This is a genomic window from Stieleria neptunia (assembly GCF_007754155.1).
GTDB lineage: Bacteria > Planctomycetota > Planctomycetia > Pirellulales > Pirellulaceae > Stieleria > Stieleria neptunia.
The window spans coordinates 8,724,164-8,740,599 of the sequence record NZ_CP037423.1; the positions used below are offsets into that span (position 1 = coordinate 8,724,164).

Below are 16,436 nucleotides of genomic sequence, written 5' to 3' on the forward strand. Positions count from 1 at the left end.
TCCGTTCAGCTCGCGTATTCGGCGCCGAAGAATTCTTTGCTGTCGTCGACGTTCGGCTTGATCGTGCGGGCACCTTCTTGCCAGTTGGCCGGGCACACTTCGCCATTTTCTTCAAAGAATTGAAGTGCCTTGACCATTCGCAGGGCTTCGTCGACGCTTCGGCCCAACGGCAGGTCATTGACCACTTGATGGCGCACGACGCCTTCCTTGTCGATCAGGAACAAACCGCGCAAGGCGACGCCGCCGTCGAGCAAGACGTCGTAGTCACGCGAAATTTGTTTGTTCATGTCCGCCACCAAGGGATAGGCGGTCTTGCCGATGCCGCCGGCGTTGCGCGGCGTGTTGGTCCAGGCCAAGTGGCTGAAGTGGCTGTCGACCGAAACACCCAGAATCTGCACGCCCAGCTCGGCGAATTCCGACTCACGATCGGAAAACGCGATGATCTCGGTCGGGCAGACGAAGGTGAAATCCAGCGGCCAGAAGAACAGCAGGACGTACTTGCCCTTGTAATCGCTCAAGGAAATTTCTTTGAACTGGCCGTCGGGCAGAACGGCTTGTGCTTTGAAGTCAGGGGCCTGTTGGGTAACCAATACGCTCATGGGACCGGTCAAAACTCGCAGTCGAGGAAGGTTCGAGGTGAACGGCGACTCCAGACGAATCGCCCTAGCCGGGCGGAACGTCGCCGCTCCGCCGTTACCCCACACTATCCAGCAGGTGCAAGTTTCGGACAAGCGGGCGTAGAAAAAACGCCCACCGGCATCCATCCATCCGCATCACTCTGCCGGCGGACGCCGCGGCCGTTCTCCGCCAGGCGCGTCGCCACCGCGATCCCCGCCGGGTCGCCCACCGCCGCCGCGACGCATGTTGCCCATCCGCGCCTGCATCGCCTTTTCGATCTCCTCACGCGACAGTTTGCCGTCTTCGTTGGTGTCCGCGCGGTCCAGCATCGCGGCCATCCGTTCGGGCAATTCGTCGGCAGCCAGCAAGCCGTCGCCGTCCTTGTCCTGGGTCATCAACCGATCCAGCATGGCTTTGGGATCGCCGAACCCGGCTCCGCGACCACCGGGACCTCCCGCCCCATCGCCGGGGCCGGGACCACGTCCGGCGTCACCCTCACGGGGCCCGCGCCCGCCGGGACCGTCCGGTCCGCGGTCACCAAAGCCACGTCCGCCCGGTCCGCCGCGCGAGGGCGCCATTTCTGCCGAATCCAGCTTGCCGTCGTTGTTTTTGTCCAGCGTTTTCAGCGCCACACTGGCGTTGGCAATCTCAGTTGCGGAAAGGACGCCGTCTTTGTCGGCATCCAATGCGGCCATCACCGGCAGCCGCATCAGCATCTGCGCTCCAGAGCCGCCCGGTCCTCCGGGGCCACCGAATCCGCCACGTGGGCCAGTCTGGTCGCCCTGTCCACCGCGTCGGCCGCGGGGACCCCCTCGCTCGCCGGGCTGTCCCCCCTCGCGAGCCTCGGGACGGCCGCGTCGCCGGCCCTCCTCGGACTCCTGTGCCATGGAATGGGAAGCGGAAATCGCGACGGCGAGCCCCGCGACACCACAAAGGGTCAGCCGCAAGGCGGTCTTGGTTCGAATCTTCATTGGATGGTTTCCCGGCGTGATGAGCAAACGTTTAGCGGCCAACAACCTCGATTGCCGCCTGTTTCGCAGGACTCGAAAGATACTTCCCCCACACACCCATCAAAGCGACGAAGTTGGCGGTAGAATCGAGACTGCGAAGGCCGACAAGTGTTTGTCGGCCCAGTGATTGAACGCCGTGCGATCGCCAGGGTTTCGCCGGCTCAGCCGAATTAAGCAGGGCCAGCCGAATTAAGCAGGGCCAGCCGAATTAAGCAGGGCCAGCCGAATTAAGCAGGGCCAGCCGAATTAAGCAGGGCCAGCCGAATTAAGCAGGGCCAGCCGAATTAAGCAGGGCAAGTCGAATTAAGCAGGGCCAGTCGATTTCATTCGCCGAACCACTCAACACTTCCGGGCAAACCGATGAGTGAACCAGACCGTGATCCGCCGCCAGAATTGTTCGACAATGACGGCAGCTACATTTGTGACAGTTGCGGCGAAGAGATCGTGATCCCGTTGGACCCGGTCGCCGGACACTCCCAAACCTTTGTCGAAGATTGCCCGGTTTGCTGCAATCCGAGCGTGATCCATGTCGATTGGGAGGGCGCCGAAGCACGCGTCTGGGCGGAATCGGAACAAGATCGATTCTGATCTCGCCCCCCCCCCCCGCACCTTTCCCTTTGTCCTACACCCTGCGAGAACACCCTTCATGCGACTTCCACCCTGGGCCATCGAAGCCATCCGTAACGGCGTTGCCGATGTGGCCCGCAAAGCGAGCGACACCGAAACGATCACGCGGGTCAAGGCACAGGCCGCCGAATTGCTCCGCGACCTGCCCGAAAATGCCTCACGCGGCATCGACGCACTCGTCAAAACCGCCAGCGAGACCGCCCGCGGCGCGATCGACCAGGGCCGCGAATCGATGCTCCGCTGGACCGAGCGTCAAACCGATCTGGCGGTCCGCTGTCTCAATGCCGGCGGCGTGCTGCTCTCCCGCCACGGCAGCGGAATCTCGCTCTCCGATCATGTCTTGCAACTCGGTTGCGAGGTGCTCCGCGGAGACTGCGTGGACAACGACCTGGAACAACAACTGGATCGTTCGCTGACACGCTTGCTCGATGTCGACGGTCACGCCGTCGCCGTGGCCACCAGCCTCGACGCGGCGATCGCATCGCTAAGCGTCTTGGCCAAAGAGCGAAAACTGGTGATGCACCGCAGCCAGGCGATTCGTCTGCCCTCGGGCACTCCGCTGCCCGATGCCTTCGCCGGTCTGACGCTGACCGAATGCGGCGGCGTCCAAACGTTGGAACCGAGTGACTTTGACGGCATCGACCACGCCTGCGTGATCCTGGCCGACGATGGGATGCACCCCGTCACGCCGATTCCGATCAATGGCCGCGACGTGATCAGCGTCGCCGTCCTTCCCGTCGCCACGATTCACCAAAGCCATGAATCGATCCCCAGCGCCGAGTCGCTGCTGCGATCGGGAATCGATTTGGTCGTGCTGCCCGGCGGCCCGCTGACCGGTGGCACAACCGCGGGCATCATCGCCGGAAAAAAATCGCTGATCGAATCCATTCAACAGGACAGTCGCTGGAACACGCACGCCGCGGCCGCCGGAATCGTCGCCATGACGGTCGCCGCCATGACCGCGCCGTCCCCCAACCCGTTGTCGGTCTTGATCGATACCGGTGAAGACAACTTGCGCAGTCGCGCCGAACGGATGGCGACCCGGCTGACCGCCGACGAATCGATCGCCAGCTGTCAGATCACCGACCGGCCGGCCCGGCTTGTCGCGGACGCCCGCTGGCAGTTCCCCTCACGGCAACTCAATTTGCGGCACCAAACGCTCTCGGCCGAACACTGGGCGAATCAACTGATCAAACAAAACCCCGCCGTGCTGACCACGATCGACGGCGACAACCTGGTCGTCGACTTCCGCTGGCTGCCCGCCGGCGAAGACGCCACCCTGGCCGACGCACTGGGTTCCAGTGAAACAACCGAGACGGCTGCCGCCGGCACCGATGATCACTAACCGATGGCGCGTCGGTTGCATCGGCCGACAGCCTGCGAATCAGTGATCTCCACTCCGTGGCCGCCCCCTCCAGAACTTGCCGATCTCCCAAGCGTACTCGCTCGGGATGAAACGTTCGAATCCGGCGCCCGGATAGTTCGTCAGCTCGCCGATGTATAGCTGCCGGCCGATCACGTAGAAGTCGACGCGCAGGAACTCGAACGGCTCGGCCAGGGTCTCGGCCAGCTCGATCATGCGTGGCAAACACGCAGGACACAGATCTGGTTCGTGCTTCTGCAGCGTCCAACGCGCCGGCAGCGGGTTCCATTGTGGGTCGTACACGTTGCGAGTGTGCTGATCGAAGCGGCCGCGATCCACCTGCAGGAAACGCACCTTGCCGCCGATGACATAGGCCTTGTAGTCGGGCGGCGGTCCGCCGCCGTCATCGCTCAATAACGTCTCTGCCATCAACCGACGTGGCACACCACGATAGCACCATTCGCGATTGACGTGGCTGTAGCAGCGTCTCAGCCAGCAGCGCATCCGGTCCCGCACCTCGTCCTCGTCAAGCTCGTCCTCGGCCCGTACGATCAGCACCTGGCCACTGGCAGCGGTGGGCTTGAGCACCAGCGGACGCGGCAGGGCCGACAGCGGCACGTCTTCGGGCCGGTTCCACACGCCCAGCAACGGCACCAGCACATCGGCACCGACGCGTTGGGCAATGTAATGGCGCGACTCAATCTTGTCGGCCGGAATGCGCAGCATCGGATCGCGACAGCGCAGCATGTATTCGTGGATGTGCTCGTTGAAGCTGCGGGGGTGCCGATAATCGGGCCAGGTGCCGAAGTAGGCGCGATAGCCCAGACGCAGGTAGACGCTGTCGGGGAACGGCCACAGCAGGACGCGGCCGATGCTGACCGACAGCTTGTGTAAGTCGTATTCCCGCCAACAGCGCACCAGCGCCATGACGGAACTTCGCAGGCCCCGCCGCCAGCGTTTGGGCGGTTCGCATGGAGGATTAGACAGAGCTTCGATGCTGACGGTTGCCTTCGTTCGGCTTACAAGAGAGCCCGTACTGCAGCGGGGGGTTTGGCGGTGACATGAGGAACCGATCGCAACGTTGATCACTCGCAATCGATCGAGGGAGCCCCTCACTCCGTTCAGAATACGTCAAAGAACCAAGACGCTCAAGACAAGCCGGGAAGCCCCCCGGGTTGCCAAGGACCGTCGGAAACGAATTTAACTCCGCCAGTAATTGTTCCGGCGATCACGAAGACAGCAGACGCTTCGAATCAGAGCGTCTTCAAAAAGTTCAGCCCGAAGTATCCATAATCCTGGCCGTCGACGTCTCCATCGCCATCATGGTCAAAACCTGAATGCAATGGGGCATCGCCGGCTTGCTTGAGGAATGATCGGCCGAAACGGCCGTAGTCTTGTCCATCGACGTCCCGGTCGCCGTCACTATCACCGAAGAAGCGAAAGAACCGGTCCGCTGCATCATCGCCGAATGAAACGTCGCCCGCCATCGGCAGGTCGGTCGAGACGGCAGTGATTTGCGCACCGTCCACATTCAATTGGTAACTCCCATCCCGGAGAGAATGCAGCCCATTGGATCGCGTCTGGACGAAGGCCCCGGGCAGGAACGTGATTGTTGCGACGGTGCCCCCGTTTTCCAATCGAGATGAAACGGTTAGCCCGTCAACCTCCACCTCGCGATCACGGTCGATGATCGAAAACGCCGTCGACCTCGCGTCAACCTCGCGGTCGAACACGACTTCGATTTCGGTAACGGAGCTACGTTGCAATTCGCCCTGATTGACTTCAAACCCCAGCACCGTCGGCGCGGCCGGCAGGACACTGACGACATAGTCTTCGATCTCGCCGTCGGGCGCAAGTCCAGTTGGACTCAAGCCCCCTGCCGTACTGAGTCGAACTCGGGCATAGGTGACGCCCGCAACCGCACTAGCGGGCAATGAATAATTCAACGTTTGCAATCCTTCGACGACGACCTGACTGTCGAGAATTTTTTCGTCGATCCCCCACTGACCATCACCGTCGAAATCGATCCAAGCATCCACGTGGGCGGAAGCCCCCCGATTCTGCAATTCGATGTTGACGCCGGCAATCCCCGTCCCCAGATCGATCTTGCCGAACAGGACTCCGTCCTCGTCACCGTCGGAGTCCGCATTCACACTTGGAACACCATCGTGTTCGCCATCTCGGCTTTGACCGAGTTGAGGCCCCACCGCTCGATGGACGGGCATCCCGTCAGAAAATGTCGTCGGGTAAGGCGCCGGCGCGTCGCCAAAGTCCAGCCCGCCAGTTGGCAGGTTTTCCCACCACGTCACGGTATTCTGCGCGGACAGTGCCACGACGGCATCCAAGTCACCGTCCTGATCCAGGTCGCCGACGGCAAGTCCCGAAGCGTCATCAAAGGAACGAACGCTTGGATCCGCCGTGAAGTTGCCTTGCCCGTCGTTTTGATACCAGGAGACTCGGTCATTGCCACGGTCAGCCACAATGACATCACTGTCGCCGTCTCCGTCAAAGTCGGCCGCGAAGGCGCGTGTCGAATTGGTGAACGAGTCGATCGGGCGACGGACGAATTGCTGCGTCCCGTCATTGATGTACCAGACGACCACGGTGCCGCCTTCACTGACCGCCAGAATGTCTTGATCCCCATCACGATCAACATCAGACGTCGTGATGGAGACGTTTCCTCCGCTGCCGGTCGCAATCACCCGCCGCAAAAAGTTTTGCTGTCCATCGTTCTCGTACCACAGCAGCGCGTCGGTCGAGACGGTGGTTCCTGCGATGAAATCGATGTCCCCATCGGAGTCGAGATCGGATGGATAAACGTCAACGAGAGTCGAGTGACCGACACCTGGAACACGGTGTTCGGTGAAGCCTTCGTTTCCGTCGTTTTCGAACCAGGAAAACTCCTCGTCCGCCATGTGGGCAACCAACACGTCGGTGTCGCCGTCCGTATCGATATCCGCAGTCGAAACGCGTTGCGGAGCGAGCAATCCCGCACCCACCACGTGCGACTCGAATCCCCCCTGCGATCCGCTTTCAAACCAATGCACCGAACCGGCCGGGTCGATCGCCAGGACGTCGGCATCGCCGTCGCCATCGAGATCGGACACGGATGCATCGATCACATGGGCCACCTCGCTATCGATGATCCGCATGACGTATTTTCCTTCGCCCTGACTCTCGTACCAAGCGACGGTGCTGTCGCCTGGAGACGCACTCACCACATCCAGTCGCCCGTCGCCGTTGATGTCACCGACCTCCACATCGGCAACCCTGTTGGGAGGGGTGTGTAAAGGATGCTTGGTGAATGACTGGGCACCATCATTTTCATACCAAACAACCACGTCGTGGACGTTGAATGCAGCGACGGCGTCGATGTCACCGTCACCATCGATATCACCCGGGGTGACGTGCATGGCGCCATAACGAGATCCCGGAATGACATGTTCGGAAAACGATTCACTACCATCGTTCTCATACCAGGCGATCAGGTTGACCTGGTTCAAGTGGATTGCTGCTAACACATCAGCATCGCCATCGAGATCAAAGTCGACGACCGTCACGTGACGCACAATCGCTGGTGTCTGGAAGATCTCGCGGGGGGCAAACGATCCGTCGCCATTGTTTATGTAGAGTTGAATGGCCCCGTCATTGAATCCCGCAACCACGTCCCCAAGCCCATCGCCGTCGACGTCATCGATTGCAACCGCCGTTGCGATGTTTCCACTGAATGTGGCGACGAGGTGCTCCGTAAAGTCACCTTGCCCGTCGTTCTCAAACCACTTGATCTCGTTAAACCCAGAGCCGGCGACATCGATATCACCATCTCCGTCGATGTCGGAAATCGCGACACTCCTGATTGAATCCACGCTGCCAATCGTACTGCGTTGAAAATTGGCTTGTCCGTCGTTCGTATGCAGGGTAATCGAGTTTGTCCAACCATGAATCACGTCGATATCACGATCGCCATCAATGTCGACTGCTGCAACGTCGAACAGACCGATCCCAAGGCCCATGACAACGCGTTTTTCAAAGCCCTGGCTTCCATCGTTGCGGTACCAATTGACTCCCAGAGCAGACCAAGGGGACGTTTGCGAATAAGTGGCGACGAGGACGTCAAGATTCCCATCCTGATCAATGTCGGCGATTGCAACGTCGTCAACCTTTCCGGCGTTGTACGCGACAATCCTTTCCACAAACGTTTGGTTCCCTGTGTTTTCGAACCAAATGACCCTGCCCTTGTCCCTGTAAGCAGTCACGATGTCCGTGTCGCCATCGCCATCAAGATCTCCCATCGCGGTGGCCCGAGTTTGCCCGTTTCCTTCGTCGATTGCATGCGTCGTTGATAGGCCCGTGCTTGGGAACGGGGCAAGGATCTCAATCGGATAGTCTTCGACTTCACCATCACTTGCCTCCGACCGAAGACTCGCGTCGCCGTCAGAACTGAGACGGAATCGTGCGTAACTCGTGCCGGCGCTCGCGAACGCCGGAACGTCGAACTCAAGCAGGTTGTCACCTTCCACCAATGCCCTGGAATCGAAGACGTGTTCGCCCGGCCCCGACCAACTTCCGTCACGATCAAAATCAATCCATGCGTCCAGACGCCCCGCGCCTCCCTGGACGTTGACTCGCACCGTTGCATCAACCATCCCGACTTGTACACGTCCGAACGAGACTCCATCATCCGTCGAATGTCCCAAAGCATTTGGCGTGTGTTGGCAAACCGAATCTTCACCGCGTGTCGCACCCAGCTTGACACCTGTCGCGATGTGCCTTGCGCCATCCTCGGAAAGCGCCGTCGGATAGGGTGCCGGTGCATCACCACAGTCGATGGCCACACCGGTGGTCAGCGCAAGGCGAAGCTCAAGCAACTCCAGCCCCAGCCGCCGCCCGTCCACCCGACGCCGATGGGCCTTGCAAGCACTCTGTTTTCGGGTCGCTTTTCGCATGCTGTTGATTCGATCCTGAATATTGGCTGCATTGCAGCACGAGCCGGACGCCACTGCGATGACACAAGCCCGACCAGTGTACATCTGACGGGTACCGCTCGCAAATTAAGTCACTTCGTTGCGTGCGCGACCGCGGCCCTAAGCTGGAGGTCGTCCAGTTTTTGAGTGGTTGATTTCAAAGGGCTGTCGTCACTCTCCCTCTGGGAGAGTCGAGCGTAGCGAGGAGAGGGTTCTCTTTGCTGCTTGGGATGCGACTCGGCCAGGTGAAGTAAAACGCGCGATTCATCGTTCGACCTCCCCTCGCTTCGCTCGACCCTCCTGCCAGGAGGGTGACTTTAAAAACCGCGCCACCTCCTTTGGCGGTTGTACGTCGCCACCAATCCCCGAAACGTTTGCGCCGGCGGCGGTAACGTCGAATCGCAACAGCGGTTGATCCTTCGGCGGATCGGCGAACATCAGGTCGACCAGAATCCCACTGATCAGGATGACGCCGCCTGATGCCAAACGATCGCCACGACCAAATTGTTTGCGCGTACAATTGCCGGCACCAACTTGAGCGTTCTTCAATTCAGGAACTCGTTTCGCCATGAACAATTCGCATCTCAACCGGTTTCTGCTGGTCACGATGTTCGGTTTCATTTCAGCGGTCGCCGTCTGCCAGGAAGTCGATCCACGGTCCGCAGAAGAATCGGCCACGCGGGTGCGTCGCGAGTATCTGCAGCAGCTTGCGCATCAGTACTCGCTCGCATCGTCATCGCAGGAAGAAACGTTCACACTCACCGAAGACGCGTTGCTGTTCTACAGCAATCCGACCAAAGCGCTTGGCAGCACGCATGGCGCGTCGTTCCTTTGGCTCGATGGCAAACGACCAGTTGCCGCCTGTTCGTTTTCGATCCGCCGCCCCAACGATAGCGTCGGGCTGGAATTCTCTTCGTTCGTCGACGCGGCGTTGGAATGTCGCCGCGATGGAGAGTTGATTTGGAACCCACGGACCTGGAATAGTGAGCCGGCGAAGATCTCCGGGGCACCCGAGCCTGCGGCTCAGGCAACACGTCGTCTGGTGCAAATGCGCGCCGTGGCGCGACAATTCCGTTCGACGTGTTATGACCGACGAAGTGGCGAACCGACAGAGTTGCGATTGCTTCCACAACCGCTTTACCGCTACGAGGACGTCAACAGCGGCGTCGTCGACGGAGCGGTCTTCGCGTACGTGATCAGCAACGACCCCGAACTGCTACTACGGCTGGAAGCAATCGAATCGAACGGCACACGCGTCTGGCAAGGATCGTTCGCCAGGATGACCTCTCGCCAGCTCGCGGTGACGACCGAGAAGACCGCAATCTGGGAGGTCGCCAATTATTACGATGGCGTCCGATCGAGCAACCGCCCGTATCTCGAAGCGGGAGCCGAGGGGAGAGAAGGACTCGAGGAATTCCAACGGAGCCAATCGCAATCCGCTGATATTCGATAAGCATCCGGGCGTGGATGACCACTGACATGATTCGTTCTATTTGGGAAATCGCTGCGATCGTTTGCCTTCGCTTTCCGGTTCCGATTCGTGCTTGGGCGATCGCCGTCGCGTTGACCAACTTAGCCTCGCTGCTGTTCCTAGGAACACTCGAGGGCAGGGTGGTTTTGCTTGCGTTGATCATCGCGATTTCGATCATGGCAATGATCCACCAGCGACTCGGTTTCGTGCGGCTACTTGGAGCGGGGCACGTGACCTGGTTGGTGATGCTACCGTGGTTGCTGATGCGTTTGCCGTCCGCGGCCTCAAACCCTGCGTTTCATGGCTGGCTCGTCGCGCTACTCGTCTTGAACTCGATCTGTTTGATGGTGGATACCGCCGATGTGATCAGGTTTTTTCGTGGTGAAAGGGATCCGCATTACCGTCTGTGAACGGAGAAAAAAGTTTCAGAACTCCAATCCGTGGCGCTGGGCGTCTGCATGATCGATCTCTAGACATGCTCGCCGGGATAACAACCGTGCGATGGGACCGATCCGGTCACTTCACTGGCGAGCACCGGTCACCGTTTCGCATCTTCCATCGACGCCTTGATCTTGCCCGACGTCGGGATTTGCAAGGCGATCCCGAGCACCGCCAGCACGATCGGGACCAGATGGGCCAGGTTGTTGTCGATGAACATGAAGATCGCATTGATGATCGCCGGGCCCTCCACCAACGCCTGGCCGATCAGCGTGTACGTTGCCACCGCCCCGACAAAAGCTCGCCCCGAGGGCGGCAACGGCGAACCACCCTCCAGCGGCCGCGGCAACTCATCAGCGGACGCCTTGAGCCGCGTCTCCGCTTGATTTTTCATGATCCCTCGCAACACAATCGCGGCCCCGGCGGAGGCGACGAACACCCCATAACCGATGATCAAGAACAGCATCGCGTCACCGTCAAATCGCATCAGTGGCTGATCTTCGGGAGGATTGGCAAACACCAGATAAGTCAGAATCACCGTGATCATGACGACGCCGCTGATCAGCGCCAGTGAGATGATCGTACCGGTTCGCGCCGCCGCATCGATCGTGCCCGCCGATCGCCCTTGCGGAAACAATCCCCCTGGTGTGGCCGAACTTGACGCGTAAGGATTCTGTGCTGGATCATTCATGTCGTGTCCGTTCGCCCTTTTCTTGTTCTCTGATAGATCAACGTGCGTCTGTACTATACCGATCATTTCGAATTGCCGTTGCCGCCGACGCACCGGTTTCCGATGGACAAGTACCGGCGTCTGCGCCGTCACGTCGCGACCAGCGATGCCCACCGCAACGATGTGTTGCTGGTGCCACCGGCTGCCTCGGATGATCAGTTGCGGCTCTGCCACGACACTGACTACATCGTCCGGGTGGCCACCGGCACGTTGTCGTCCCAGGAAGTCCGGCGTATCGGATTCCCCTGGTCGCCCAAAATGGTCCAGCGGTCGCGGCGCAGCACCGGTGCGACCATCGCGGCCTCCCGCAGCGCCTTGCACGACGGTATTGCCGCCAATCTGGCCGGCGGCACGCACCACGCGTTTGCCGATGCCGGTGAAGGATACTGTGTGTTTAACGACGCCGCAGTCGCAATACGAACGCTGCAATCAGAATCCTTGATCCGACGCGCCTGCGTGATCGACTTGGACGTGCACCAGGGCAACGGCACCGCGTCGATCCTCACGAGCGACTCTTCTGCGATCACGATGTCGATGCACGGGGCGAAGAATTTCCCGCTGCGAAAGGTCCCCAGCGATCTGGACATCCCGCTGGAAGACGGCACCGATGACGACACGTACCTCGAGAAACTCTCGCGGTCTCTCGACACGCTCGATCGGTGGCGCGTGGACGGTGAATTCGACCTGGTGATCTACCTGGCTGGGGCGGACCCGTACGTCGGCGACCGCCTGGGGCGGATGTGCCTGTCCAAACCCGGCCTCGCCGAGCGCGACCGCGCCGTCCTGCAGTGGTGCATCGACCGCTCGATCCCCGTCGCGGTTGCGATGAGCGGCGGCTACGCAGCCGACATCGACGAGATCGTCGCCATCCACGCCGCAACCCTGCAAATCGCCAGCGGCCTGGCGGCGGGGCTGAGGCCGTGAAAGGGTACCGTTTTGTACGACGTCCTTTCGAGGTCGTCGCGCAGAGCCCCACGGGCGACGGCCCGGAAGGGCCATCGTACTCGGAAAACCGGTCGTCCTAAGCTGGACGGCGGCTGAAGCCTGCACACCAACACGCATGCCCGTGCCATTTGCCCCTGGCCCCCGGTATGCCCCAAACCCGCTTTCCAAAAATCTTTGAAACACCCGCCCGACTCTTCCGCTTGGTTCTTCAGTCAAGGACAACGAATGCGGCGAGTGACTCGACGGACTGCCGCCTTCTGAATTCAAAATCTCTGTCGAATCGCGTGAAGGTATCCAACCATGTTGAAACGAATCCTGTTTGCTGTTGCTCCGCTGGTGATGATCTTTGGCTCCGTCAGTGCCGATGATGACTTGCTGCAATCGCTCGCCGCCCTGGACACGAATCTGATCGCGGCCGCCGAGGCATCGTCCGACAGCGTGGCGGACGATCAAGACGACTTCGGACAAGCCGACGTCGACGCGTTGCTGGGCGATGACGACAAAGACGAAGACACCATTGCCGCCTGCTTCCGACGCGTCGGATACGGCTACGGCTACTCGCCCAGCTATCGCAGTTACGGGTACAGCTATGGTTACAGCCGCGGCTACAGCTACTACCGACCGTCCTACAGCTATCACTGCTACCGACCGGTCACCTACACGTATTACCGGCCCGTGACCTACCACGTCCCGGTCTACACCAGCTACTGGGCTTGCTACTAGGACGCTAGCGTCTGCCAGCACATGCATCCGCAAGCACTGGCATCGAGACAAGACGCAAGGTCACCCTCCCCTCGCTTCAGGGAGGGTGACGAAAGAGTTTCCCAGACCAGTGCTCTGCATGCATGATCTTCCGCAGGCCCGGCGAGTGCACTGAATCACTCACCGGGCCTGTTTTTTTGACAGCACCCCAAACTCTCACGAGACAAATCTCATGAAACGTCATCTCCGACTGTGCCGGTGGATGTTCGCGGTGATCGCGGGCACCCTGATCGGCAATTCCTTGGCCGTCGCGAACGCCGACGAGCTTGCGCTGCGACGACTGCTTCACGGCCCCGATCGATGTGACCATGTCATCGGACTGTTGCTTCGTCACGGCGTCAACAACGACTCCAATCCCGCCGCGGCGATGAACGCGTTTCATCCCCACGGTCCGGTCGCGATCCCGGCTGCGGAACTGGGCGATCTACAGCTCGTTTCCATCACCCGCCATGCCGACGCGACAGCCGGATGTGGCCCCTCGTTCGACGTCGTGATCAAAAACTGCAGCACGCGTGATGTCTGCGGCGCGCACGTCACGCTGGTCGGGCTGCTGGGACGTATCCGTCCGACCAGCCCCAACGTGACCAGCAAACTCGATTCGATAGCGGCCGGCCAAGCGATCCAAGTCACGCTGACCCTGCCGATCGAATCGCTGGCGCTGGGCAACCTGAACGGGCAAGCGATCGCCATGAACCAAGTGTTGGTGGTCATCGACAGCTTCGATCAATTCATGGAATCCGACGAAGCGAACAACTTGCGTTTGTACGACGCCGCAGAAATTCCGCTGGCGGCAACCGCGGTCGCAGAGACGGCGGTGGCCGCAGCACCTGCCGCGACGGAAGCAACACCCCAGGACCAGGCATCCAGCGTCAATCCGCCTGCCGCCGAACCGTCTTCGCCGAGTGACTCCGGCGCGGGATTGTCCTCGCCCGATCTCCGCTCGGCGATCGATCAGTTCACCGGCGGAAACACCGCCGGGTAAGGACCGTTGCGTAAGGACCGTTGGGAGGAGAGGTGCGTCATGACAGGCTGGAAGCCTATCCCACTCGTTCCAAGGCGGAGCCTTGGAACGAGTTGAGACTCAGGGTCGCCTCTCGTCGCGCGATGGATCGCAACGCGGCGAGAGGTTCTTTCATAGCGACAAAATCGAATCCTGCTTACTCGAGAGCACCGGCGCCAACACGGAGCACTGACGAAGGATGTATCGATAGGCGGAAAACGCCGCGAACAACCCCAGGCCCGTCGCCGCAATCGCGATCAACATCACGTGCTTGGCCGCCTCGTTGCTGACCAACAACAACGTCGCCCCCAACAATGGCACCATACAGGCCAACAACAAGTAACGCTCACAGCGACGAACCAACGTGGCAACGTGTTGGTCAAAGTTCGGATCTTTCAATTTCGAGCGGACCATCCGCGGATACAGTACGGAGACGGCATAGATGCTCAAGCCGAAAAACGGATAGATCGCCGCGACGCCGCCGCAGATGACATGCGACAAAAAGAAGTGCCCGACTTCGCGACGGGAAAACTCGGGGTGCATGAACGACAGGACGCTGGGATACAGCACCGCCGCCAAGCACCACAGCAGACCGCCGATCACGGCGGCACGATGAGCGAGTTCCAGCGCCGACGAAAGGTCTTCTTCGGTCGCTTCGTTGCCTGCGGAGGTCGATTCCAGCCCTTTGACCACGCGACTGGTGTAGTAGATCGCCAGCAACACGGCCAGCGGATAGGCAACCGAGTTGATGCACAACACCAGCGTCAAGAACGTGGTTTCTAATCCCTCCACCTCTTCGAACAACGTGTCCAACGTGTCTTTATTGTTGTAGAAGAAACCGTACACCCCCGCGATCGCGTTGGGCACCAGGATCGTGGTCGCGGCGACCCACCACGGCGATTGCCGACTGAGCCAGCCTTGCCAGCTTTCCGGTTCCGGATCAAACAGCTGTGCCGCATCGGGATGCAGGGCCAAGATCAAACGCGCTTCCAGTTCCGCGCCCGATCCGATCCGGTCGTTGGGATCGAACGCCAACGTTTGGCGAAGGATTTTTTCCAACAATCTCGCCAGCGCATCTTCGCTTTGCGCCGACGGGGCGCTGAGCGACGAACGGGCGTCAAGCTGTTGCTCGACCGCGTCGGTCCAGGACTTCGGTCGCCCTTCGGATTCGAACGGCCGTCTGCCTTGCCACAGTTCCCACAACAAGATCGCCAACGAATACAAGTCGGCTTTCGGCCCCACCTCTTCGACCGCGGAGAACGTGGTCGCGGAGATCGCGCGGAGGTGCTCGGGCGCCATGTAGCCGATCGAACCGCCGAAACTGCTGGCCGCTCCGGCGCGACCGGCGCTGCCGGAAAAGCTGACGTTGAAATCGGCCAGTTTGGGAACGCCCTCGGCCGACAACAACACGTTGGCCGGTTTGACGTCACGGTGCATCACGCCGCGTCGATGGGCGCTTTCGAGCGCGCGAGACAATTGAATTCCGACCCAGGCCACCGCCATCGGCCAAGACATCGTCCGCAACGCTTCACGCAGCGCCGACCGTTCCGGGACCGCCTGAGCCGTCTTCAACAACGATCGGTCGACGGCGTGCAAGATCATCTCGCCGGATCGATCCCAGGGCCGCGTGTGACGCACCCGCTCAACCACGTCGGCCAATGTTCCGCCGGGATGAAACTGCATGTACAACAGGTGCGACGGCGGATCGTCGAGCATGCGTTGATCGTAGACACGCACGATGTTCAGATGATCAAACTGCGCCAAGGCTTGGGGTTCGTCGCCGGTGCCCTTGGAGACCTTCAACGCGACCAGACGGCTCATCGACAACTGACGGGCCAGGTACACGTTGGCGAACGCGCCGCTGCCGAGCGTCTGGATGATCACAAAGTCATCGATTTGTTGCCCGATTTGAAACTCCGGCGGTCGCTTGCGATAGTTGACCGCGGCGGTCGCTTCGGGTTTGGCGCTCAACTGTCCGCCCAACAGTTCGGCGATCATCGAGTCGTGCTGTGGAAACCGTCTGGCATAGTCAGCCGGATCGAGCACTTCGCCGGCTTCCTTGCGCAACTGGATCTCTTCCATCAACAAATCCAGCGGCACATCCGCCGCGGTCATCACGTCGGAAAAGTGCGTCAGGTAATCTTCGACGCGCGGAATCACGCCCAGCTGCGATCCCGTGACCGTGGCTTCGGAGACGCTGGCCATGTCCAATTTGATCAATTCGACCAACAGGAATCGTCGGGTGGTCAGATCGACCTCCGGCAGAAACCGCATCAATTCCTGCGGCGAACTCAACGGGGCGGCTTGCAGGTAGTGCTCCAATGCCTGCTCCAACAACTCATCCATCTGGTCCAGATCGATCACCGCCTGGCCATCGGACGCCTGGCCATCGGACGCCTGGCTCGGGACATTGGTGGTCGCGTCGGGATCGACCGACGCGTCCGAATCGGCGGCCTGCCCGGATGCGTCGTCGGTAATGGGTGCCCTGTCGGTCATGGAACGGGATAG

14 protein-coding genes are annotated in these 16,436 nt (G+C 60.4%); 7 read left to right on the plus strand and 7 right to left on the minus strand.

Annotated elements, in window-relative coordinates:
• Window positions 1–5 precede the first annotated feature (5 nt).
• Both Enr13x_RS30365 and Enr13x_RS30370 read right to left on the minus strand, forming a co-directional pair.
• Window positions 6–599, minus strand: a complete 594-nt coding sequence (locus Enr13x_RS30365) for a peroxiredoxin (RefSeq protein WP_145390643.1) — start codon at window positions 597–599, stop codon at window positions 6–8.
• 174 nt (window positions 600–773) lie between these two features.
• Window positions 774–1,589, minus strand: a complete 816-nt coding sequence (locus Enr13x_RS30370; protein ID WP_145390645.1) for an EF-hand domain-containing protein — start codon at window positions 1,587–1,589, stop codon at window positions 774–776.
• Window positions 1,590–1,988: 399 nt separating this feature from the next.
• Here Enr13x_RS30370 and Enr13x_RS30375 point away from each other — a divergent pair, with 399 nt between their 5' ends.
• Window positions 1,989–2,216, plus strand: coding sequence for a CPXCG motif-containing cysteine-rich protein (locus Enr13x_RS30375; RefSeq protein WP_145390647.1), 228 nt, complete (start codon window positions 1,989–1,991; stop codon window positions 2,214–2,216).
• A gap of 58 nt (window positions 2,217–2,274) precedes the next feature.
• Entirely contained in the window at window positions 2,275–3,600 is a 1,326-nt protein-coding gene (locus tag Enr13x_RS30380) for a hypothetical protein (protein WP_197455460.1), read from the plus strand.
• 39 nt (window positions 3,601–3,639) lie between these two features.
• Here Enr13x_RS30380 and Enr13x_RS30385 read toward each other — a convergent pair whose 3' ends face one another.
• The 3 genes from Enr13x_RS30385 to Enr13x_RS30395 all read right to left on the minus strand — a co-directional run bounded on the left by Enr13x_RS30385 (window position 3,640) and on the right by Enr13x_RS30395 (window position 9,152).
• The gene (locus Enr13x_RS30385; protein WP_145390651.1) at window positions 3,640–4,545 is read right to left on the minus strand and encodes an ATP-grasp fold amidoligase family protein; all 906 of its coding nucleotides are present in this window, start codon (window positions 4,543–4,545) and stop codon (window positions 3,640–3,642) included.
• Window positions 4,546–4,871: 326 nt separating this feature from the next.
• Window positions 4,872–8,564, minus strand: coding sequence for an FG-GAP repeat domain-containing protein (locus Enr13x_RS30390; protein ID WP_197455461.1), 3,693 nt, complete (start codon window positions 8,562–8,564; stop codon window positions 4,872–4,874).
• A gap of 282 nt (window positions 8,565–8,846) precedes the next feature.
• Window positions 8,847–9,152, minus strand: a complete 306-nt coding sequence (locus Enr13x_RS30395) for a hypothetical protein (protein WP_145390655.1) — start codon at window positions 9,150–9,152, stop codon at window positions 8,847–8,849.
• Here Enr13x_RS30395 and Enr13x_RS30400 point away from each other — a divergent pair.
• Window positions 9,151–10,035, plus strand: coding sequence for a hypothetical protein (locus tag Enr13x_RS30400; RefSeq protein WP_145390657.1), 885 nt, complete (start codon window positions 9,151–9,153; stop codon window positions 10,033–10,035). The genes Enr13x_RS30395 and Enr13x_RS30400 overlap by 2 nt on opposite strands.
• A 26-nt stretch (window positions 10,036–10,061) precedes the next feature.
• Window positions 10,062–10,463, plus strand: a complete 402-nt coding sequence (locus tag Enr13x_RS30405) for a hypothetical protein (protein ID WP_145390658.1) — start codon at window positions 10,062–10,064, stop codon at window positions 10,461–10,463.
• A 128-nt stretch (window positions 10,464–10,591) separates the two neighbouring features.
• Here the strand turns inward: Enr13x_RS30405 and Enr13x_RS30410 are convergent, their stop codons facing one another.
• Window positions 10,592–11,182, minus strand: coding sequence for a hypothetical protein (locus Enr13x_RS30410; protein ID WP_145390660.1), 591 nt, complete (start codon window positions 11,180–11,182; stop codon window positions 10,592–10,594).
• Window positions 11,183–11,224: 42 nt separating this feature from the next.
• On the opposite strand from Enr13x_RS30410, the gene Enr13x_RS30415 reads away from it, so the two are divergent.
• The 3 genes from Enr13x_RS30415 to Enr13x_RS30425 all read left to right on the plus strand — a co-directional run bounded on the left by Enr13x_RS30415 (window position 11,225) and on the right by Enr13x_RS30425 (window position 13,910).
• Window positions 11,225–12,145: a histone deacetylase family protein gene (locus tag Enr13x_RS30415; protein ID WP_145390661.1), complete on the plus strand. Its 921-nt coding sequence runs from the start codon at window positions 11,225–11,227 to the stop codon at window positions 12,143–12,145.
• 321 nt (window positions 12,146–12,466) lie between these two features.
• On the plus strand, window positions 12,467–12,889 hold the full coding sequence (locus Enr13x_RS30420) for a hypothetical protein (protein ID WP_145390663.1): 423 nt from the start codon (window positions 12,467–12,469) through the stop codon (window positions 12,887–12,889).
• Window positions 12,890–13,100: 211 nt separating this feature from the next.
• A complete protein-coding gene (locus tag Enr13x_RS30425) occupies window positions 13,101–13,910 on the plus strand; it encodes a hypothetical protein (protein WP_145390665.1) in 810 nt (269 codons plus the stop codon).
• Window positions 13,911–14,060: 150 nt separating this feature from the next.
• Here the strand turns inward: Enr13x_RS30425 and Enr13x_RS30430 are convergent, their stop codons facing one another.
• The gene (locus Enr13x_RS30430) at window positions 14,061–16,424 is read right to left on the minus strand and encodes a serine/threonine-protein kinase (protein WP_145390667.1); all 2,364 of its coding nucleotides are present in this window, start codon (window positions 16,422–16,424) and stop codon (window positions 14,061–14,063) included.
• Window positions 16,425–16,436 lie beyond the last annotated feature (12 nt).